Source organism: Streptomyces sp. NPDC006385 (assembly GCF_040612485.1).
Classification (GTDB): Bacteria; Actinomycetota; Actinomycetes; order Streptomycetales; family Streptomycetaceae; genus Streptomyces.
Map to the genome: position 1 here is coordinate 22,730 of NZ_JBEXQG010000030.1, position 21,347 is coordinate 44,076.

Annotated in this window: 15 protein-coding genes; 4 read left to right on the forward strand and 11 right to left on the reverse strand. The window is 73.0% G+C overall.

Features of this window, described 5'->3' with window-relative positions; genetic code table 11:
- The first annotated feature begins 63 nt into the window (after positions 1-63).
- On the forward strand, positions 64-561 hold the full coding sequence (locus ABZ078_RS22840) for a GNAT family N-acetyltransferase (protein WP_356577941.1): 498 nt from the start codon (positions 64-66) through the stop codon (positions 559-561).
- 75 nt (positions 562-636) lie between these two features.
- Here the strand turns inward: ABZ078_RS22840 and argB are convergent, their stop codons facing one another.
- The 8 genes from argB to ABZ078_RS22880 all read right to left on the reverse strand — a co-directional run bounded on the left by argB (position 637) and on the right by ABZ078_RS22880 (position 13,318).
- Complete coding sequence (gene argB, locus ABZ078_RS22845; RefSeq protein ID WP_356577830.1) at positions 637-1,530, reverse strand: acetylglutamate kinase; 894 nt, start codon at positions 1,528-1,530, stop codon at positions 637-639.
- A 160-nt stretch (positions 1,531-1,690) separates the two neighbouring features.
- Positions 1,691-3,457, reverse strand: coding sequence for an HEXXH motif-containing putative peptide modification protein (locus ABZ078_RS22850; protein WP_356577832.1), 1,767 nt, complete (start codon positions 3,455-3,457; stop codon positions 1,691-1,693).
- Between the two features lie 72 nt (positions 3,458-3,529).
- Positions 3,530-3,757, reverse strand: coding sequence for a hypothetical protein (locus tag ABZ078_RS22855; protein WP_356577833.1), 228 nt, complete (start codon positions 3,755-3,757; stop codon positions 3,530-3,532).
- A gap of 101 nt (positions 3,758-3,858) precedes the next feature.
- Positions 3,859-5,019 (reverse strand): caspase family protein, encoded by a 1,161-nt coding sequence (locus tag ABZ078_RS22860; RefSeq protein WP_356577835.1) that lies wholly within the window; start codon positions 5,017-5,019, stop codon positions 3,859-3,861.
- Complete coding sequence (locus tag ABZ078_RS22865) at positions 5,016-6,188, reverse strand: alpha/beta fold hydrolase (RefSeq protein ID WP_356577837.1); 1,173 nt, start codon at positions 6,186-6,188, stop codon at positions 5,016-5,018. Before ABZ078_RS22865 ends, ABZ078_RS22860 begins: the two co-directional genes overlap by 4 nt.
- Before the next feature lie 45 nt (positions 6,189-6,233).
- Positions 6,234-10,694, reverse strand: coding sequence for an FxSxx-COOH system tetratricopeptide repeat protein (fxsT, locus tag ABZ078_RS22870; RefSeq protein WP_356577839.1), 4,461 nt, complete (start codon positions 10,692-10,694; stop codon positions 6,234-6,236).
- Complete coding sequence (locus tag ABZ078_RS22875) at positions 10,695-11,780, reverse strand: MoxR family ATPase (RefSeq protein WP_356577841.1); 1,086 nt, start codon at positions 11,778-11,780, stop codon at positions 10,695-10,697. It abuts the gene before it with no gap.
- The gene (locus tag ABZ078_RS22880; RefSeq protein ID WP_356577842.1) at positions 11,777-13,318 is read right to left on the reverse strand and encodes a hypothetical protein; all 1,542 of its coding nucleotides are present in this window, start codon (positions 13,316-13,318) and stop codon (positions 11,777-11,779) included. Before ABZ078_RS22880 ends, ABZ078_RS22875 begins: the two co-directional genes overlap by 4 nt.
- A 302-nt stretch (positions 13,319-13,620) precedes the next feature.
- Between ABZ078_RS22880 and ABZ078_RS22885 the strand changes: the two genes are divergently transcribed.
- Positions 13,621-15,099: a glutamate--cysteine ligase gene (locus tag ABZ078_RS22885; RefSeq protein WP_356577844.1), complete on the forward strand. Its 1,479-nt coding sequence runs from the start codon at positions 13,621-13,623 to the stop codon at positions 15,097-15,099.
- A gap of 31 nt (positions 15,100-15,130) precedes the next feature.
- Here ABZ078_RS22885 and ABZ078_RS22890 read toward each other — a convergent pair whose 3' ends face one another.
- The 3 genes from ABZ078_RS22890 to ABZ078_RS22900 all read right to left on the reverse strand — a co-directional run bounded on the left by ABZ078_RS22890 (position 15,131) and on the right by ABZ078_RS22900 (position 17,660).
- Positions 15,131-16,252: a Gfo/Idh/MocA family oxidoreductase gene (locus tag ABZ078_RS22890; RefSeq protein ID WP_356577846.1), complete on the reverse strand. Its 1,122-nt coding sequence runs from the start codon at positions 16,250-16,252 to the stop codon at positions 15,131-15,133.
- Positions 16,222-16,932, reverse strand: a complete 711-nt coding sequence (locus ABZ078_RS22895; protein ID WP_356577848.1) for a ThuA domain-containing protein — start codon at positions 16,930-16,932, stop codon at positions 16,222-16,224. Before ABZ078_RS22895 ends, ABZ078_RS22890 begins: the two co-directional genes overlap by 31 nt.
- Positions 16,933-17,045: 113 nt before the next feature.
- Positions 17,046-17,660 carry a response regulator transcription factor gene (locus ABZ078_RS22900; RefSeq protein ID WP_356577850.1) on the reverse strand — a complete coding sequence of 205 codons (615 nt, stop codon included), beginning with the start codon at positions 17,658-17,660 and terminating at the stop codon, positions 17,046-17,048.
- Positions 17,661-17,687: 27 nt separating this feature from the next.
- On the opposite strand from ABZ078_RS22900, the gene ABZ078_RS22905 reads away from it, so the two are divergent.
- Both ABZ078_RS22905 and ABZ078_RS22910 read left to right on the forward strand, forming a co-directional pair.
- Complete coding sequence (locus ABZ078_RS22905; RefSeq protein ID WP_356577852.1) at positions 17,688-17,897, forward strand: hypothetical protein; 210 nt, start codon at positions 17,688-17,690, stop codon at positions 17,895-17,897.
- Positions 17,898-18,032: 135 nt separating this feature from the next.
- Complete coding sequence (locus ABZ078_RS22910) at positions 18,033-21,248, forward strand: amidohydrolase family protein (RefSeq protein WP_356577854.1); 3,216 nt, start codon at positions 18,033-18,035, stop codon at positions 21,246-21,248.
- The last annotated feature ends 99 nt before the right edge of the window (positions 21,249-21,347 follow it).

A 21,347-nucleotide genomic window follows, 5' to 3' on the forward strand; every position in this document is an offset into this window, starting at 1 on the left:
TGGAACCGACGAAGGAAGACCTTGACCACGGCTACTCCGCGCCCCGCCCCTCCGCTCCGGCACCTGCTTCCCGCGGCGACGCCTGCCGTGCGCGCCGCCCGCCCGGAGGACGCCGTCGCACTCGCCGCCCTGTCCCGGCCGTTCGTGAGCTCCGGCGCGCTTCGCGAACGTCCGGTCTCGCTCTACGCCGCCCAGGCGGCCGACTTCGTGGTGACGCAAGCCCCCGACGGCACCCTTGAGGGATGCCTCGGCCTACGTGTGCACCCGGCCGACCCGGAGCGCGGCCACGGCCCGGCGGGCGTTCTGTACAACTTCTGCGTGGCCCGGCACAGGCAGGGCTGCGGAGCGGGCGCCCGGCTGCTGAGTGCCGTGCTGGCGAGGGCTCGTGCCCAGTCGCTGGGGGCCCTGTTCACGGCGACCACGGGCGACGGCGGCCTGTTCCTGCGCCACGGGTTCGCCCCGGCGAGCGAGCGTCTGGCTCCCTCCTCGTGGGTGGAGTCCCTGGACCCGAGGCGCAACGCGCGTCTCCTCGCCCGGATCCCGCGCCCGCCGTCGCGGTGACGGGACAACGGGCCTGATTCCGGGAGTTGGGGGAGTTGGGGGAGCTGGGAGAGTCGACGGCGAAGGCGGCGCCTGTCACATGGCGTCGCCGCGGTCGTCCGCGCAGTGGTCCGGCAGCACTGTGGTGCCGGGGCCGTCGGCGTCCAGGACGCCGCGCAGCAGCGCGTTCGGCACCCGGCCGTCGACCACGTGCGCCTTGCGTACGCCGCCCCGCACGGCCCGCAGGCAGCCTTCCATCTTCGGCAGCATTCCGCTGGCCAGGCTCGGCAGCAGCCCGTCCAGCTCCCGCGCCGTCAGGCGTGCGATCACTTCGGTGCTGCGCGGCCAGTCCGCGTACAGCCCCTCCACGTCGGTGAGGACGACCAGCCGTTCGGCGCCGAGGGCCACGGCCAGCGCGGACGCCGCGAGATCGGCGTTGACGTTGTAGACCTGTCCGTCCTCGCCGCGGGCCACGGGCGAGACCACGGGAATGTGCCCCTGCTCCAGGAGGGTGCGGACCGCGCGCGGGTTGACGTCGACGACGTCGCCGACGAGGCCGATGTCCACCGGTCGGCCGTCCACCCAGGCCGGTCGCCGTACGGCGGTCATGGTGTGCGCGTCCTCGCCCGTCAGGCCCACGGCGAAGGGCCCGTGGGCGTTGATGTGGCCGACCAGTTCGCGCTGCACACGGCCCGTCAGGACCATGCGTACGACCTCCATGGTCTCCGGGGTGGTCACGCGTAGGCCGGCTTCGAAGCGGGTCGTGAGGCCGAGGCGGTCGAGCATCGCGCTGATCTGCGGCCCGCCGCCGTGCACGACGACGGGTCTGAGCCCCGCGCGCCACAGATCCACGACGTCCTGGGCGAACGCCCGCTGCAGGCCGCTGTCCACCATGGCGTTGCCGCCGTACTTGACGACGACCGCCCTGCCGCGGAGCTCCTCCGCCAGGTGAGGCCCCGGGGCGGACGGCGTCGCGTCCGCGCCCTTCACGACGGACTCCCCACCGACTTGGCCACTGCCTACGGCCGTTGCGACCCGTACGGTCATGCTTCCCGTCTTTCGTTGTGTCGGTGCGGCCCGCTGAAGGTGGTCCGGTGCGCTGATCACCGCGGCGCTCAGCTTAGCTGAGGCTAACCTAAATTAGACACGCTCAGCTGGGGTCCCGCAACCCGAAGTCGGTGTCGGTGAGGCCCACTTGCACCAGTTCCGGACGGGCCAGCAGGCGACGGGCCGGGCGGTCGTTCCCCAGGGCCGCGCGGGCCACTATCCATCCGGCGAGAAGGTGAGCATCGCCGGGGTCGTGCGCGAGGGCTTCGGCGTACCGGGCGAGGGCCGTCGCCGGATCGCCGGCCGCGAGGTGGTCGTCCGCGGTGCGCGGGGCGGCCGGGGGGACGGCGAAGGCGTGGGTGCGGCGGTCGGCCCACAGGACTCGGTCGGGTCGAAAACGCAGGGGCGCCGGACCACCGTCACCCGCCGCGCCGTCTTCAGCGGCTACGACATTGCGCAGGCGCCACTCCGTGCGGTGCAGTGCCGCGGCCGTCCGGGCACGGGCCAGCGCCTCCGGCGCCACGGGCTCACGCAACCAGCCGTCGAGGGTGCCGGCGAGGCCGGTGACCAGCCGGCGCCCGGGTGCGGTGAGGCGTCCGCTGGTCAGCAGGGTGCGCACGACGAGGCGCGCCTGTGCCCGGCGCAGCGCGAAGTGGTAGGCGGCGGCACCGGCGTGCTCGGGCTCGGCCATCCGGTCCCGCCAGAAGCCGGCGACACCGGTGAAGGCATAGGCGCCGTGCAGGCATCCGGTGAGGTGGCGGGGGTCGGAGCGCCAAGGCGCGTAGTACCGCTCCTCCCTGTCGTCGTCGAGCAGCGGGAAGAGATGGAGGAGGGCACCGAGTTTGCTGTGCTGGAACTCGTGGACCAGGGCCTCGGCGAGCGCGAGCCCCGTGGCTGGCCGGGTGATCATCATCGAGCCGAAGGCATCGCCGGTGGAGGCCGACAACTCCACCACCGGTGGCGGCGTGGGCGTGGCGGCGGTGCGGCCCCACGGCACGATGGTGCGGATCAGGGCCGGATCCAGCCGGCCGGGACCGGGCTCGGACCGGACGGCGAGGATGCCGACGGCGTCGTCGAACAGCTTCTGCCAGGCGACGGCCTCGTCCGCGTCGAGCCGGTCCGGGGCGATCGGCTCGTCGAGGTCACGATAGGGACCCAGGTCGTCCAGGGGGATCGCGGCGGCGTCCGCCGACCCGTTGGGCGAGAGGGTACGCAGCGGGACCCAGTGCGCCGCTGCCGCCTCCGGCACGGCGACGGCGGGCGGCGCCGCGCAGCCGGTCGCCGGCACGGTCCGGGGCCGGCACACGAGGCAGGCCTCGCCGTCGACCGACGTCAGTGTCAGTTCGCCCGCCTTGGTCGCGGCCCGGCCGACCGAATGGCCCCGCCGACTGTCCGGCAGACGGGCCAGGCCGAGGCCCGGGAGGACGAGCGCCCCGTCGACCAGGGGCACAAGGAGATCCGACTCCAGGTCCGCCCGCAGGGCCGCTGTGACCGCCAGGACGTTCAGATGGCCGGTCTCCGCCCACAGGGGCGGCCCTGACGCCGTGTGGTGCACCCGGCGCAGCAGATGGGCGAGCCAGCCGCCCGTCTGGGGCGCGAGCAGCAGGTCCTCCACCACGTCGGGCGCCTGGCCCGCGACCGCCTTGAGGACGCGCCAGGCGTCGGCGGGCGCTCCGACGGGGGAGGGCGCCGCGTCCCTCGCGTCCCTCGCGTCGATGTGAGCCAGAGCGGTGCGCAGGAGCAGCAGGCGACGGGCTCTCTCACCGCGTTCGAGGCAGGCGAGAGCCTCGGACGAGCCGCCACCCGTGGCGAGTTCGGCGAAGAGACGGTCGGGCACGCGCAGCGTGGGAGGGGGCTGCTCGCCTGTCATACCCGGGACCTCCGGTGGTGAGTGCGGGCAGGCCGTGCCACTGCGGTCCGGCGGACCACGTGCGGGGCTCGGTTACTCGGCCCTCCCCGGCTGGCCTCCTCCGCTCCTGATTCCCCCGCGGGAACGCAGGACCTCCTGGAGGATGCGGGCCGTGGGAGGAAGGGGAGCGAGGCTGTCCGCCTCGGTGAAGGGCATCGTGGCGAGGTCCGCCAGATCCGACTCCCAGACGACGGTGTCTGCCGTGGGGGTCTGCCGGCCCTCGTCGGCTCCGGCAGTGCGCAGAGCGGGCGTCCGGTCCAAGATGCGTCCCCCTTCTCCCCGCGCTGACACGCTGTGCCCCTGCTCTGCTCATCATGACGGACGCCGTGCCTGTCGGAAACCCGTGCGATCACGCCATGTGATCAGTGCCGTTCCCGCGGTTTCCCGGGCGAGTCGGTCAAGTCCGCCAGGGCGTCGGCGAGTTCTCGCTCCCGCTCCGGGTCGTCGGTGTCCAGGGACACCACCGCGTCGAACAGCTCCCGCAGGGCCTCCGGCCCACGGCGGGCCAGGGTGGAGACGATGCCGGTGACATCGGTGCGGGCCTTGGGATGCCGGGGCAGTGTGCCGGTGAAGCGGGGGCTCAACGCACTGACCACGACCTGCCGTTCCACCGGGTCCGCCATCATCGGATAGGACATCAGCGCGTCCACGGCGCGCTTCAGCCGGGCGAGCGGGGACTCCCGCAGCTCCGGTCCAGCACGGCCCGAACCCTGTCCGGCCGGGGTCAGGACCTCGGTTCGTCCGGGACCCTGTAACCGGATCTCGGGGTACGGAACCGTGCGCCCCGCCGCCCTGAGGTCGGCGACGCCCGCGCGCACGGCGGAAAACAGCTCCTCCGGGGCGGGTATTGCGGGGAGCGCTGCCCGGCGGTCCGCCAGCAGCCCGATCACCAACTCGGAGAAGAGACCGGTGGCCCGCACGGGGTCGTTGACAGCGGCACGGCCCCGGCCCGCCGCGCGCAGCACCGTCTGCCGGTGCGTGAGGGTGCGGTTCCCGAAGGGCAGGCCGCCGGCGGGAAGTTGTTCACGGAAGGCCAGGGCCTCCTCGAAGGTCTCGCACGCGTCCACGACCCACAGCTGTTCCGTGAATCCGGGCACCGAGTCGCTGCTGTAGCGGGCCAGCGCGGACTCCAGGTCGATGCCGAGCTTGTCGGCCGCGGTGGCGTCCGAGCAGAACAGCCGCAGATGACCCGCCCGGTCCAGAACCCCGTGCCCGCCCCACCAGACCCACAGGATGTCACCGGGTGCCGAGGGGAGTTCGTTGACCAGGGTGCCGCGCAGGGCGGCGTGGTCGGCGGGAGCGTAGGCGGTGCCGGGGGAGAAGGGCGCGAGCGGGGCCAGATGCAGCCGTAGGTTCGCCTCCGGGACACCGGCGGACAGCAGCAGCCGGCGGAACGCCAGGGCGTCGCGGGCGGGCCCGGGCAGGTCCCAGGTGTGCCCCGCGGCATATGTCTCGACACCGACGATGAGCGCGTGCACGCGGGCGGGGTCCACGCGAGGCGCCGGATTCGGCGGTGCGCTCACGGCAGCCGTTCCACGATGTGCCGGTAGACGTCGGGATGGGTCCAGTAGGCGCTGTGCGCGGCGGGGAACGGTTGACGGCTGTCCACCATGACGTCGGTGACCCGCCCCGGGAAGAGGCCGGCGCCGAGGTAGCCGAGCAGGTCCCGCGGATCGTAGAGGTTCAGCCAGTCGGGCACGTGGGGCGGCAGCGGTTCGGGGTGGGCCAGAGAGGGCAGCGACCCCGACTCGTACAGGAAGGGGCCCTGGGACCCCACGGTCACCAGCAGCCGCACCTGGGGCAGCGCGGCGGCGACGAGGGTGTCCAGGGCGATGATCCCGCCGAGGCTGTGACCGACGACGGTGACCGGGGGTTCCAGCCCGGCCACGAGGTCGCGCAGCTCCGCACGCGTTCCCTCGCCGCGCGCGAGGTAGCGCAGTACGTCACCCGCGGCAGGGTGGGTGGCCTGCGTGAGGGCACGACGCCGGCGTACGACGGCCCGGGAGGCCGCGGAACCGGCGGCCCGTAACAGCACCCCGCGCAGCCCGCGCTCGGCGCCCTGCGGCGCCGCGCCCAGCGCCGAGGCGAGCCGGTCGACGACACGATCCCGCGCGTCGCCGCCCGCGATGACCGGGAGGTCCGCGTCGAGGGCCGCCGCCATGACACGGGCGGCCAGGGCACGGGCGATCAGGACGGCGAGGTCGCCCGGTTCCAAGGCACTCGCGGCGGGGCCCAGCAGGGGATGCGCGGCCAGGTCCGCCGCGGCACGGGCCAGGCCCGGCCCCAACTCGGCGGCGAGGTCGTCCCCTTGGGCCGCGAGGGACAGGAGCAGCGCCCGGGTCCTCTCCTGCGGTGGCACCGAGCCGGGCGGGCGCTCGACGGCCCTCTCCGCGCCGGAGGCGGCGACCTCCAGCTCACCGTCCGGGTGGGTGTACAGGGCGGCCCAGGCCGCGGTGTCGTCGTCCGCGTCCCACCCCGCGGGGGCCTCGGCGAGGCCACGGCTCGCTCCCCCTTCCGGTGGGAGACAGGCACCACCGGCGGCGAGCGTCGCGCCGTGACGGCCGCCCCAGTAGTAGGGAACCACCCGCAGACCGGCCCGCAGAGCCGTCAGCGCGGCGGCGAACCGGCCGGCCAACGCGGAGAAACCGGGTTCCCGCACCCCGGTCCCGTGGATGAACACAACTGTCGGCATACGTCCTCCCCCTGACGCGGCTCCACGTCCCCTGTCTCTGCCCCACTACAGGGGAAGAGGCGCCAGGTCGCAGTCGATACGGCGACGCTGACGGGCTGCCAGCAACCAGGGGTGATCGGCACGCACCACGAGGTTGAAGCCCTCCACCGCCCTGGTCTCCCACATGTCCGCCTCGGACCTGCGACCGAGGCCCCGCAGATCGAGAGCGAGGTTGGCCGTGCAGGCGAGAGCGAGCGGGTGGGTCTCTCCCGCCATCTGTTTCAGCAGGGGCAGCGTGGTCTCGTCGATCTCCCTGGCCAGCTCGAAGTCCAGGGCCGCGTACGCCGTGTTGGCCCGACCCAGCGCCACCGTCAGAGTCGTCACGTGCTCCGCGCCGAGGGAGTCGGTGAGCCGGGCGGCCGCCTCGTCCTCCAGGGTCCGGGCTTCCTCCAGATGGCCCAGGGCACGCAGGGTCGCCGCCAGATTGACCTGGGTGACCAGGGTCGTCGGGTGGTTCTCGCCGAGACCCGCGACATAGCGGCGCAGGATGTCCTGTCCCAGGGTGCGGGAGCCGTCGAGATCTCCCATCAGGCGACGGTCGACGACCACTTCGGCCGCCACCAGCAGGGTGCCGATGTGGTTCGGTCCGTAGGCGGTCATCAGACGGCGCAGTGTCTCCTCCGCCAGCTTGGCGGCCTCGGCGACGGCGCCGTCGAGACGCCTGGACACCGCCAGGTTCCGGGCGCTGCCCAGGGTCTCGGGGTTGTCGTCCCCCATCGACTCGCGCACCCTGCGGTAGATGTCCTCCAGGAAGTCGCGCGCTCCCGGGTAGTCGCCCCCTTCGCGCATGTCTAGCCCCACGCCGCTGAGGGTGCCCAGCGTCAGACTGCTGGTGGGACCCAGGAGGAGTTCGCGCTGTTCCGCGGTGTCCCGGTCCAGGCTCAGCGCCTTGTCGAACTCGCCGCACAGACGCAGGTCGACGCCCCAGTTGTGGGCCGCCATCAGGGTGATGAACTCCTCGGCGCCGAGCAGGACCCGGCCCTGCTCGGTGGCCTCCCGGTCCAGCGCCTCCGCCTCCCGGAACCGCCCCTGGTAGCGCAACGCGTCCGCCATCTGCGACATGGAGTCGATGAGGTCCTCCGGCTCGACGTCCGTGCGGCGCGAGACGTCCAGAGCTGCCTCGTTGAGCGGGATCGACTCGGGGACCTGTCCCACCACGCGCAGCAGAAAGGCCAGGATCTTGGCGACCCGGATGACGTGGATGTTCTCCTCGCCCGAGGCGGCCAGCCAGGTGGTGTGCGTCTGGCGGGCGAGGTCGACGGCGGTCTCGTGGTCGCCCCAGTAGTACAGGAACAGCACCGTGTCGTAGACCAGCTCCCGTACGAACGTGTCCGTACTGGTCACCGCCCGTGACGTGAGGATGTGGGGCAGCAGGGTCTGGTAGGCGGGCCATTCCACCGACGAGGCGTAGTGGCCCGGTTTGGCAGCCGACAGGAGCTGGTGGGCGGCCTCGCGCATGCTCTCGCGCCGGCCCGGGTCGAGCTTGGCCAGGAGCACGTTCTGCAGCAGCCGGTGCATCTGGAGGGTGTCGAACCGCAGGTCCAGCTTCACCAGCGAGAACCGGTTGAGCTCCCGGATGGCCTTGCCCAGTTTGACCGAGTCGCTGAGCAGCGGGTTGACCTCCGGCGTGATGTCGATGGCGCGGCGGCCGCGCAGCATGGAGAGCGGAACCGGCTCGGGAGCCATGCTGGCGCAGATGTCCAGGAGCTGGCGGGCGCCCGGACTGTTCTCCTTGATCTGCTCCAGGGAGATGTCCCAGGCAGCGGCGACGGAGACCGGGTAGTCGGGCGACGGGTCGAGCTGGAGGATCTCCGGCCGGCGTTCGTTCAGCAGATCGAGGTAGTCGTCGACGAGCATGCCCGTCACGGCACGCCAGGCACCGGCCTGCTCCACCGCGAGCGGCAGGTCGCCCAGCGCGTCGGCGAGCCGGTCGGCGTCGCTCTCGGACAGGTCCGGGGACCGCTTCTGGAGGAGCTGGATGGACTCGTCACGCTCGAAGACGTTCACCGGGAGCGGCGTGGCCACCCGCTCCCAGTCACGGTTGCGGGAGGTGACGATGATCTTCCCCGGGCCGTTGGCGGGGAAGTAACGGCGTACCACATCGACGTTCTCGGCGTTGTCGAACACCAGGAGCCAGTCGTCGTACTGACCCCCGGCACCCAGTGCCTCCAGAACGGCGGGCACGGCCGTGTTGGCGGCCGGGGCACTGCCCTCGGCCCCCGAGGGAGTCAGGCGCAACCGGGCCGCGAGCCCGGCCAGCGCCGTCAGGACGAGTGGCTCCCGCTCGGCGGGAATCCAGCAGATCACCTTGTAGTCCTGCTGATGGCGGTAGACGTATTCGAGGGCCAGCTGGGACTTCCCCACCCCACCCATGCCGTGCAGGGCATGCGGGAGCACGGCCGCGGTGTCCTGCGAGCCGAGCTGTTGCTCCACCGCCCGCAGCAGTTCGGTGCGGCCCACGAACGACGTGTTCCGCAGGGGAACGTTCACCAGAAGGGCAGGTGATCCGGTCGCGCTGCTCTGCATGGGGGACTCAGCCTCCAGGGCTTCGGGGCGGGACACGTCGGTCAGCGGCATCGGCACGGGCTCTCCAGTCGGATCAGGGACTGCGGGCGCTTGATCACTGCCCTCAGCGCCGCCGACTGATCCCCGGCCGGATGGGTCTTTCGCAGCATCGGGAGCATTCGCCGGCACGCTCCCGCTCAGCGGATCGATACGTTTGGCGCGGGCGGAGTACGGACCGGCCAGTGCGCGCATCACCGCCAGCTCGCTCCGCAGCCACCCCCTGTCGGCCGGGTCGGGGAGGGAGGCGCCCGCCGGATCGCGCAACGCGGCGCGCAGGGCGACTCCACGCCGGCCCGCGGCCGGCAGATCACCCAGCACGCTGACGGTGCGGGCCAGCTGGGTACGGGTCGTCGTCGCCAGGAGCGCTTCGCGGACACCGTCGGCGAACTCGGGCCGGTCGCCGCTCCAGTCGATCAGCCCGCCCATCATGATCTCCGCCAGGTGGACCGGCCCCGTATGCGGCATGATCCGGTCCTGTAGCTGCTCGACCAGGTCGAACTCGAAGGGTACGGCGGCGAGTTGACTCGCGAGTTGCCGGGCGGGAGGAGTGGCGAGTTCGAGGAAGGCGCCCACCGTCCGGACCGCGGCACCGGGCATCCGCGGGGCGCGCAGCCCCGGCGCGGGCGCCCCCTTGGTGAGCGTGCCGGCCAGGACCACGGGCAGCTCCCGGCGCACTCCCGGCTCGCCGGTCACCAGGCAGGCCCATGCCTCGACGGAACCCGCCTTGAGGGAGAGCACGGGAACGGGCAGGGAGCCGTCGCCCCCCTCGGGCATCGGGCGCATCGGGTCGGGGCCCCCGGACGGCTCCAGTTGGGTGAGCCTGGCGTTGGCCGCGCCGAAGCCGCCGGCCTCCAGGACGGCCTGGTACGGGTAGAGCGAGGAACGGTGACGCAGATGGGGCGCCAGGAGGTGCACGAGAGCGGTGGGACCCGCGCCGGCCAGACGGCCGAGCAGGGTGTCCGCGGTGGCGGAGGCCCATCCGTGGGCCAGGCCGTCGGTCACGACCAGGTACAGCCGGTCGCCGCTCCCGTCCAGTACCTCGCCCAGGTCCGTGGCGGTGCGTCCGTTCGGCCGGCGCAGCGTCGCCTCGCCGGCCACCGGCACCCGTACCCGCACGGCACGCACGACCCGGAACGCGCCGCACTGCTCGGCGGCCTCGACGAGGCCGGCGACGCTGTCCGCCCAGATCCGCATCGTCAAAGCGTCGTCGACGAGCACCACGAGATCGAAGGCACGCGTGCGGACCGGCTGCTGGAAGGGTAACCAGAGCCGGTCCACCACGCCGCGCTCGGCCGTGGTCCGCTCGTCCAGCTCCGTGGCACGCCGTGACGGCACACGGCGTGCGAGCCGGTGCAGGGCGCGGGCGAGCCGGGCGACGCGCCTGCCGTGGTCCCGCTCCGCCGGCCGCGCCTGCGGGGCGGGCAGCAGGGGCGGCCCCAGGTGCACGGTGTCGGGCCCGTCGGGCGCCGGGACGAGAGCCGGCCTGGGGGGCGGCCCCGGAGCCCCGGTCAGGGGACCCTCCAGCCGGGCGACGGTCCGGGACCCGCCTTCGGAGTCGTTCGGTGGGGCAGGATCCGGGGTTCGTCGTGGCTCGGTCGCCCGCGCCGGACCCTCGGGCGGTGTGTCCGTGGTCCGCCCGGCGGTCGGGAGGCGCTCTGCTGCCCCGGTGTCCCGGGGCGCGCGGTGGTCGTGAGGCCGCGGGGGAGCGGAGCCGCCGCGCGGCGCGGCCGGTCGCGGACCGGTGCCGCGACCGTGGCGGTCCCAGTAGGCCGCGAGCCATACGGCGTCGGCGAGCTGCTGCCAGTGCGGCATGCTGTCGGTCTCAGGGAACGCCAAGGACGACGACGCCTCCGAGGCGGGGTCGGTGTCGCCGGATGCACGCTCCCTGGGAAAGCCGGTCATTCAGCGGCCCTTCGCGAGATCGCGGAGCAGCAGTTCCACGAGCTTACGCCCGTCGCCGTCGGCCTGGAAACCACCAGCAGTAGTCAACTGGACCGCGTTCAGCAACTGATCGAGCGCGTGGGTACCGCCGCCCTGGACGCGCTGCACGAACAGGTCGACCAGCGCCTCCGTGCCTTCCGGACGTGTCGTCAGGTGGCGTTCGACGATGGCCAGAAGTTGCTCTCGCGTCGGGGGCCGCATCTCCAGGGGGATGCAGCGCCTGCGGAAGGCCGCCGGGAACTCACGCTCACCGTTGCTGGTGATGACCACGACCGGGAACTCCCGGCACTCGACCCGGCCGTGCCGCACCAGGGCGTGCCCTCCCGGGTCGGCCGTGTGCACCCGTGCGCTGGCGGCGGCGGCACGCACCAGCTCGGGGACGTCGTAGCTCCCGTTCTCCAGGACGTGCAGGAGGTCGTTCGGGAGGTCTATGTCGCTTTTGTCTAGTTCGTCGATCAAGAGAACGCGGGGACGGTCATAAGGCAGCAGGGCCGTGCCCAGCGGTCCCAGGGTGATGAAGTCGCCGAGAGCGGGCGGTCGCGGACCGTCGTCCGGCCGTTCCGTCCCGTCCGCTTCGGCGTCCTGGGCAGCCGGACGTTCCACGGTGCCGCCGAGCCCCGCCTGCCAGGCCGCGATGGCCTGCGCGAGCCCCATCGCGTCATGGGTGTGGAGTCCGTCCCGCAGCACCGTGCGGCTGACGATGTTCCACTCCAGGACCCGCCCCAGGCCCAGCTCGCGCGCGAGCAGGTACGCCAGGGAGGACTTGCCGATGCCCGGCGGACCCGTGACCAGCAAGGGCCTGCGCAGGACGAGCGCGGCGTTGACGACGTCGATCTCGTCCGGCCCCAGTTGGGGGATCGTGTCGCCGGGTCCCAGCCGGCGCAGTGCGGCCGCCTCGCCGTCCGGTGGCGGCGGCTGCGCCGGGGATCCGTGGAACCGCCGCCAGGGCGGTGGCGGGGGCAGCGCCGGCAGGGGGTCCCCGGGTGGGAAACCCGTGGCCTCGAACACGCGCCAGCCGTCCCGGGCCGTCTGCTCATGTGGGGTCATGCTGATGCCTCCTCGCTGGCGGGATCGCCGGTATCGGTGGGCTGCATGTCGACGAGTCGGGTGGGGTCGTCCCAGAGGAAGGCGATGTGCCTCCCCAGCAGCAGGGGGCCGTGAGGGTTGGCTTCGGCCTTTCGGCGAAGACGGTGGATGGCCATCGGGACCTGCGAGGGCGTCGGCACCGACGCGAACACGGCGGTCACTACTTCCCGCCGTTCGTCGTGGAAAACTCCCCTGCGGTCCCAGACCGCGAGCCCGATTCCCTCGGCGATGGCCGCCTTCAGCGCTTCCAGCGCCGGTGGCTTGACAGGGGCGTCGAGCACCACGGCCGTCCGTCTGCGCTCCTCGGCGAGCGAAACCTGCCAGTCCTCGAAGCCCCGGGCGTCGGACTCGTCCCAGCTCTGCACCGCTATTCCGTGTTCCCGCAGGGTGCGCCAGCGCTCCCGCCACTGCGCCCTGACCAGGACGTCATCGGTACGCATCCGTTCCAGAGAGCGTAGGTGCACCCCGTACTTCAGCCCGAGCGGGAGAGGGCTCCCGCCTCCCGAGCTGAGCCGCAGCCTGCCCACATCATGGTTGAGGAGGTCATACGGAAGGACGAACTCGACATACGGCGGAGGCTGGTCCTGGTCCTCGTGCGTGGAGACCGGCTCGATCGCCCACAACCGGGCTCCCCGGCGCAGAACGCCCTCGACGGCCGGGCCGAGGCGGTCGAGCGTCGTGGTGACGGGCTCCCCGGGATGGGGCTGCCAGCGACCGGGAACGCCGTTGAGCCACGGGCGTACGACGATCTCGCCGGAACCGTCGCGGGCCGGTTCGACCGCGACGACCAGACAGCGCGGGATCTCCGGATCGTACGCACCGGTCGCGCGCCGGGCGCGGCGGTGCTCCAGGGCCTCCAGCAGACCCGCATGGCGTGCCCACGCCTCCACCCAGTCGGAGAGCGCCTTGCGACGGTCGGCCACCGGGACGAGCCGGGAAGCGTGGTCGATGAGCAGTACGGCGGGTGGCAGGCCGTCCGGCTGGACGTTCAACTCGACCGCGTAGGTGAAGAGTTGTTCGACCGTCCGTCCGGTGGGCAGGTCCACCCCGTGCAGCTCGGCCACGAGGTCGTCCCGTAATCGGACCGCCGGTATCTCGTCGCCGACGGCCTGGAGCAGGGCGTGCGCCGTGCTCTCGTCGTACCCGGAGAGCGGCCCGGCCGGCGCCGTCGGGGCGGGCGGCGCGATGACGGAGCCGACCACCGCCTTCAGGTCGGCGGCCGCTTCCGCGCCTTCGCAGACGTCCACCACCCACACGAGTACGCGCTCCCCGCCCGGCACGCTCAACGCCGCGCGCACCATGGTCACCACGTCCTCACGGAGTCTGATGCCCCGCAGGTCGATGTGGTGCTGAAGCTGCTCGCCCAACAGCGCGGCGAACTGCGCCCGCCCCGAGGCGTCCTGCGTGCACCCCAGTCGGCAGAGCGCTTCGGTCAGCCTGAGCAACAGTTCGAGTCCCGGCTCCTGCCAGGAATCTCCGCCGGACTCGTCGAAAGCCACGCCTGTCTTCACCGACTTTCCCCCACGAGCCGGTACGCCTGCCTGACCAAAGTGCGAAATTAGCATGGCGACTGACGGTTAACCAGGGATCAGTGGGACCGCCGGGCCCAGGGTCCTCTCCGCGGGCGGGCTTTGCCTCCTCGTGTCCCGGCACCTCTCCCCACACCTGGCGTTTGTTTCGTGGGCAAACAAACGCCGTGGAGCGATGACCGGCCGGTCACCGCACCGCCGACTGTCCGCCTGCCCCCCGAGGTGCGACGCTGGGAACGAGAGGAATCCGCCGAGGGAACTCGGAGGGCGCGATGGGACGGGACGTGCCGGCCCTGGTGTTCACGCGGGAGGACCGCCGCCGGTACCGCGAGAAGATGCACACCTGCCTCGATGTGCTGGCGCAGATGCTGCGCGAGTCGACCTTCGAGAGCGAGCGCCCCCGGGTCGGGCTGGAGATCGAACTCAACCTCGTCGACGACGACGGGCGGCCGGCGATGCGGAACACCGAGGTTCTCCAGGCCATCGCCGATCCCGCCTGGTCGAGCGAGCTGGGCCGCTTCAACCTGGAGATCAACATCCCGCCCCGCGAGCTGACCACCGGCGGCCCCGGCGCCTGGGAACAGGCGATCCGCGACGCGCTCAACCACGCCGAGGACCGCGCCGCGGCGGCGGGCGCGCACCTGATCATGATCGGCATCCTGCCGACCCTGGGGGAGGCGGACGTCGACGAGACGGCCCTGTCCGGCGATCCGCGCTACCGGCTGCTCAACGAGCAGATCTTCGCGGCCCGGGGCGAGGACCTGCGGATCACGGTGGAGGGCGTGGAGCGCCTGTCGACGTACGCCGACACCATCACCCCCGAGGCCGCCTGCACCAGCACCCAGTTCCATCTCCAGGTCTCCCCGAAGGACTTCGCGGACTACTGGAACGCGGCCCAGGCCGTCGCGGGCGTGCAGATCGCCCTGGCGGCGAACTCGCCCTTCCTCTTCGGCCGGGAACTGTGGCGCGAGACCCGTATCCCCCTGTTCGAGCAGGCCACCGACACCCGCCCCCAGGAGATCAAGGCCCAAGGCGTACGGCCCCGGGTGTGGTTCGGGGAGCGGTGGATCACCAGCGTCTTCGACCTGTTCGAGGAGAACGTGCGCTACTTCCCGGCGCTGCTGCCGCTGTGCGACGACGAGGACCCGCAGGCGGCGCTCGACGGCGGCGGAGTTCCGCAACTGGGCGAACTCACGCTGCACAACGGCACGATCTACCGCTGGAACCGCCCCGTCTACGCCGTCACCGAGACCGGCCCACACCTGCGCATCGAGAACCGCGTCCTGCCCGCCGGCCCCACGGTGGCCGACATCATCGCCAACGGCGCCTTCTACTACGGCCTCACCCGCGCCCTGGTCGACGAGGACCGGCCCGTCTGGACCCGGATGTCCTTCTCGGTCGCCGAGGAGAACCTCCACACCGCGGCCCGCGACGGCATCGACGCCCGCCTGTACTGGCCCGGCATGGGTGAAGTCCCGGCCACGGAACTCGTGCTGCGCCGCCTGCTGCCCCTGGCCCATCGGGGCCTGGAACTGGCCGGCCTGGACGCGGCGTGGCGCGAACCCCTGCTGGGCATCGTCGAGCAGCGGTGCGTCACCGCCCGCAACGGCGCCCTGTGGCAGGCGGAGACGGTGCACCATCTGGAGAAGACCGGCATCTCCGACCGCGCCGAGGCGCTGCGGCGCATGACCACGGCGTACATGGACTACATGCACCTCAACGCGGCCACGCACACCTGGCCCGTGGACTGACGCCCGTGGACCGACACCCGCGGCGCGGATGCTAACGCCGCCCCGGCACCGGCCGCCCCCTCCACTCCTGCGCGGCCGTCAGCGGCACCGGGACGGGCGGCTCGGCCGACGTCGTCAGCTCGACGCGCCGCCCCTCGGCCGACGACCGCAGCAGAGCGCTCATCGTCTCCAGCACGTGCAGGGCCAGGTCACCGCCGGCACGGGGCGCCCGCTGCCCGTCCGCGGCGACGAAGTCGAGCAGGCCGACGCCGCGTGCGCCGTCGACGTAGCCCGCCGAGGGCGGGAGCGCGCTCCACCGCGTCCCGCCGAGTTCGAAGAGGCGTACCTCGCCGTCGAAGCGGTTGGGGTCCGGGACGGCCAGGGTCCCCGCCTCGCCGTGGATCTCGATCGGGGCCGCCGTGGTGGCCACGCCGTCGAAGCTCGTGGTGATCGTCGTCAGCGTCCCGCCCGCGTGTTCGAGCACACCGGAGACATGGCTGTCCACCTCCACCGGTATCCGCTCGCCCGCCCGCGGACCGGAACCGATGACGCGTTCGGCGCGCAGCCGGCCGGCCGCCCCGATCACGGCACGCACCGGCCCCAGCAGGTGGACCAGGGACGCGAGGTAGTACGGCCCCATGTCCAGCAGGGGGCCGCCCCCGGCCGTGTAGTAGAAGTCGGGGTGGGGATGCCAGCGTTCGTGCCCCGGGGTGACCATCACGGCCGAGGCGAACTGGGGACGCCCTATCCTGCCCGCCGCCACCGCCGCCCGCGCCGTCTGGATCCCGGTGCCCAGCACGGTGTCCGGCGCGCACCCCACCCCGACACCCGCCTGCGCGGCGGCCTCCAGCACGGCACGGGCGGCACCGAAGTCGGCGGCCAGCGGCTTCTCCCCGTAGACGTGCTTCCCGTGGCCGACGGCACCGAGGGCGATCTCGGCGTGGGCCGCGGGGACGGTGAGGTTCAGCACCGTGTCCACGTCCGGGCTGCTCAGCAACTCCTCGACGGTGAGCGCCTCGACGCCGGGGAACTCGGCGGCGACCGCGGCCGAGCGGGAGGCGTCGAGGTCGGCCACCGCCGTGATGCGCACGGCAGGATGGCGGATGAGCGTGTCCAGGTACACGCGGGAGACGACCCCCAGACCTACGACGCCGACGCGGTGCGCGTCGCCCACAGCATGCCCCTCTCGATGACGGTGCGGACGTTGGGGTTCTCCAGCACGTCGAGGCTGTGCCCCGGCGTCGTCACCACGATGCGCCCGGCGCCCCACCTGCGGGTCCACACCGCCGGTGAGCTGACCGGGCGGTGCCAGGGCTGCCACGGCCGGACGGGGTGGGTGGTGGTGGCCAGGACGTCGATCAGGTCGTCGTGGAGCACCCAGTACTGCTCGGTGTGCAGCTCGAAGTCCTCGATGCCCGCCGTGACGGGGTGCTCGCGGCCGAGCTCCGTGACGTGGACGACGTGCGGCAGGTAGTTGTCCTCCTGGACGCCCCGGCGTTCACACGGCTCCTTGCCCGGGTGGGTCGCGAACTGCCCGCCCACCAGGTGGAGGTAGTCGCAGGAGGCGCGGAACGAGTCGGCGATGCCGCCGTGCCAGCCGGTGAAGCCGGTGCCGGCCACGACCGCCGCGCTCAGCCCCGCCAACTGCTCGGCGCTGATCTGCGACATCGTGACGCACTGCACGACGAGATCGGTGCCCGCCATCTCGGCGGAGTCGGCGTAGACGTCGGTCGACTCCTCGACCCGGACGGTGTACCCGTTGTCCCGGAGGAACGGCAGGAACAACTCCGTGGCCCGGACCGGCTGATGCCCCTCCCACCCGCCTCGGACCACCAGGGCCTTCTTGCGTGTCATCTCGTCCCTTCGTAGGCCGAAGCACAGCGCCCTCACTATGCGCCAGGCGCCTCGCCCTCAGGAAGAGTCGCCGGATTCCGCGAAATTTTCGCTCCCGGGTGGCCGTTGAGGGCTCAGATCCAGCCCTGCTCCCAGGCGCGATGAGCGGCGGCGTGCCGGGTCGGGGTGCCCAGCTTGGACATGGCCGCGGAGAGGTAGTTGCGGACGGTGCCGGGCGCCAGGTGGACCGCGGCGGCGATCTCGGTGACGGACGCGCCGGTGCGGGCGGCGCGCAGGACCTCCAGTTCGCGGTCGGTGAGGGGGCAGTCGTCCTCCGTCAGCGCGGAGGCGGCGATGTCCGGGTCCACATAGCGGCGGCCGGCGGCGATGTCACGGATGATCTCGGCCAGCCGGGCCGCCGGGGTGGTCTTGGGGACGAAGCCGCGCACACCCGCGGCAAGGGCCCGGCGCAGTACGGCGGGCCGGGCGTGCCGCGTCACCAGGACGATCCGCGTGGGCGGTTCGGCCAGGATCTCCTCGGCGGCGCGCAGCCCGTCGGCGGGCGGCATCTCCAGGTCGAGGACGGCGTCCATCAGATCGGGGACCCGCGGGCCACCTGGCCGGTGCTCGGGGCAGGTCTGGTGGCCGTGTTCGCCCTCCCCCTGCAGGACGCCGTCGCGCCGTCGACGGTCCTCGTCGCCCTCGCCCTGGCCGTCCTGGTCCGGGGTGTCGTCCGCGGGACTCCGCACGGGCGGGCCTCCCTCGGGGTCCAGGCCGTGGGCGCGCTCGTCTTCGGCGGGCTCGCGCTGGCCGGGCTGGCGGTGGATCAGGACCTGGGCCGCTGTCTGGTGGCGGCCGGGTGGTTCCTCCACGGCGTCTGGGACTTCGTGCACCTGCGCCTGGACAAGGTCGTCTCCCGTACGTTCGCGGAGTGGTGCGGCGTCATCGACGTACTCGTGGCCGTGCAGTTGCTCTTTCTCATCTAGCGAGCCGGAAGCCCTCCGGTACGGAGAACGGCCGAGAAACACCGGGGTGAGGCCCGTAACCGGACCTCGCCCCGTACGTTTGCCACCAGTGGTCTCTCCTGTCCGTCCCGCCAATTCCGCGCTCTGGGAGCCCCCTTGGACCCCGAAGACACCGAAGACGGCCTTGGCCCCGGCCCGCTGTCCCGCCGCAGATTCCTCCAGGCCACCGCGACGGCCACCGCCACGGCCACGGCGCTCGCCACGGTCGGCACGCCGGCCGCGACCGCCGCGTCCGGCACGACCACCCTCACCTTCACCGCCGCCACGGGTGGTTCCGCGACCCTCGCCCCGTCCGGTGACCGACTGGTCGCCGAGGTCCAGAACGTGCTCTGGTCCGTCCCGCGCAAGGGCGGCACCGCCGTCCCGCTCACCCCGCCCGGCCTCGAACCCACCCGCCCGCAGTTCTCGCCCGACGGCAGCCTTCTCGTCGTGTGCGCCTACCGCGGCGGAGGCTTCCACCTCTGGACGCTGCGGCCCGACGGCACCGGGCTGCGGCAGCTCACCGACGGACCGTGGGACGACCGGGGCCCGGCGTGGTCACCGGACGGCACCCGGATCGCGTTCGCCTCGGAGCGCGGCGGCGACACCGTGACCGGCGCCCCGTACCGCGTCTGGGTCGTGGACGTGCGCACCGGCGAGCTGACCCGGCTCACCGGCCGCCCCGCACAGCAGGGACCCGGGCAGGACGCCCGCTGGGAGGACTTCGACCCGACGTGGTCGCCCGACGGGGAGCGGGTGCTGTTCGTGCGCGCCACCGTCACCGCCGCGGGCGCCCTCCGCGCCGCCACCGTCGCGTCCGTGGCCGCCGACGGTTCGGGCCCGGTCACCGTCGAACACACCGACGACTCCGGTGCCCAGCTCATGACCCCCGCCGTCTCGCCCACCGGGCGCCTGGCCCACCTGCGCACCACGGCCGCGCCCGCGGCCTCCTGCGTCCTCGTGGTGGACGGCGAACCGGTCCCCGTGGACGGCGACGTCCTCCCCGCGCCGCTCCGCTGGGCGGACGGCGGGCGACTGCTGCTCACGGTCGACGGACAGTTCCGCCTGGTCGACCCGGACACGCCGGGCAGTGGCGAGGAGATCCCGTTCACGGCCGCGCTGCCCGTGGACCGCCCGCGCTACCGCGGCAAGGCGTACGACTTCGACGGTGCCGGCCCCCGATCCGTCCGCGCCCTGCATCTGCCCGCGCTGTCCCCGGACGGCCGCCGCGTCGCCTTCGCCGCGCTGAACGCGCTGTGGATCGGCGCCACCACCGGGGGGCGCCCACCCCGCAAGGTCCTCCAAGTCCCCGCCACCCGTTACGTGTCGGCGCCGACCTGGACGCCCGACGGCACGGCGCTGGTGTTCGCCGACGACCGCGCCGGACTGTTCGCCGTACGGCGCCGTGACCTCGGCACCGGCGAGGAGACCGTGCTCGCCGAGGGCGGCCGTATCTTCCCCGCCCTCTCGCCCGACGGGACGCGGCTGGCCTGCCTGGACATGTCCGGCAACCTCGTGGTGCGCGACCTGCGGGACGGCGGCGAACAGGTCCTCGCCGCGCCGCTCGGCGCGGGCGGGCTGCCCGGCCGGCCCAGTTGGTCGCCTGACGGCCGGTACGTGGCACTGTGCGACCGGAACCGCCTCAACCAGCGTTTCCGTGAGGGCTACAACCTCATCCGCGTCGTCGACACGACCAGCCGGGCCACCGCCCTGCACGCCCTCGCCCCGCACACCTCGCTCTCCGACCGCTACGACTGTGGCCCCGTCTGGTCCCCGGACGGCCGCTGGATGGCCGTGGTCGCCGAGTCGGCACTGTGGCTGCTGCCGGTCACGTCCGACGGCACCCCCGATGGCGAGCCCCGCCGGCTCACCACCGAACCCGCCGACCACCCGTCCTGGTCCGCCGACGCCCGCACCCTGCTCTACCTGTCCGCGGGCACCCTGCGTCTGATCGACATCGCCGGCGGCAGGACCCGTACCGTCCGTGTGCCCCTGGACCACCGCAGACCGCGCCCGGCCGACACGGTCGTGCACGCGGGCCGCTTCTGGGACGGAACCGGGCCGGACGTCCGCGAGGACATCGACGTCGTGATCCGCGCCGGCCGGATCGCGGAGGTCTCCCCGCACCGCGCCGGCCGCCGCCCCGCCGCACGCCATGTCGACGCGAGCGACCGCACCGTGATCCCGGGCCTGTGGGACGCGCACACCCACCCCTGGCAGACCACGTACGGCGGCCGCCAGAGCGCGCTCCAACTCGCGTACGGCATCACCACGGCCGTCTCGCTGGGCGGCTTCGCCTACGAGCAGGCCCGCGTCCGGGAGGCGGTCGCCGCCGGTGACCTCGCCGGACCGCGGCTGCTGACCACCGGCGAACTGCTCGACGGGGCGCGGGTCGCCTACAGCATGGGCCGCGCCCACCGCACCCGCGAGGGCCTGCGCCGTTCCCTGGCGCGCGGGGCCGCGCTGGACTGGGACTTCGTCAAGACGTACGTACGGGCCCCGGGCTGGGTGATGAAGGAGGCCGCCCAGTTCGGGCACCACCGGCTCGGCGTGCGCAGCGGCAGCCACCTGTGCACGCCCGGTGTGCAACTGGGCCAGGACCTGACGACCCATCTGCAGGCCACCCAGCGGCTGGAGTTCGGGCACGCGACCTCGGCGACGGGGAGGGCCTACCAGGATGTCGAGGAGATCTACACCGCCACCGACTTCCACCTCGTCGCCACGCCCTTCACCGCGCTCGCGCTGCTCGGCGCCGACCCCGCGCTCGCGGACGACCCCCGTGTCTTCGTGCTCATGCCGCCGTGGGACACGGCATTCGTACGCCAGCAGGCCGGTCAGGCACCCACCGACGCGCAACTGGCCACGCTGGCCCGGGAGATGGACGTCTACCGGCGGATCCTCGCCGGTGGCGGACTGGTAGCCCTCGGCACGGACCAGCCGATCGTTCCGGTCGGACTGCATCTGCACCTGGCCCTGCGGGCCCTGCACCGCGCCGGCCTGTCACCGGCCGAGGCCCTGCACACCGCCACACTGCTGCCCGCGCGCGTCTTCGGGGCCGACGCCGACCTGGGCACCCTGGAGGAGGGCAAGCTCGCCGATCTCACGGTCGTGGCCGGCGACCCGTTCACGGACTTCGCCACGCTGATCCGTACGGTGGCGGTCCTGCGCGGCGGCGTTCTGTTCCAGCAGGCGGACCTGGTCGACGACTTCGGGCCGGCGGGCGCGCGGCGGGCCGACCCGGAGTCCTCACCTCCGCCCCGGGCCGAGGACTGGCTGGAGGTCAGCCGCCGGATGCGCCGCGAGGGGTGCTGCGACCCCGGGAGCGGGGGGTGAAAGCGGGCCATCGTGGACTTTGGGCGGGTCACGGCTCACACACACTTCGTGAAACATCTGCGCAGGAGTGTCACGAGGGCTGCACACGGCCTGTCGAAA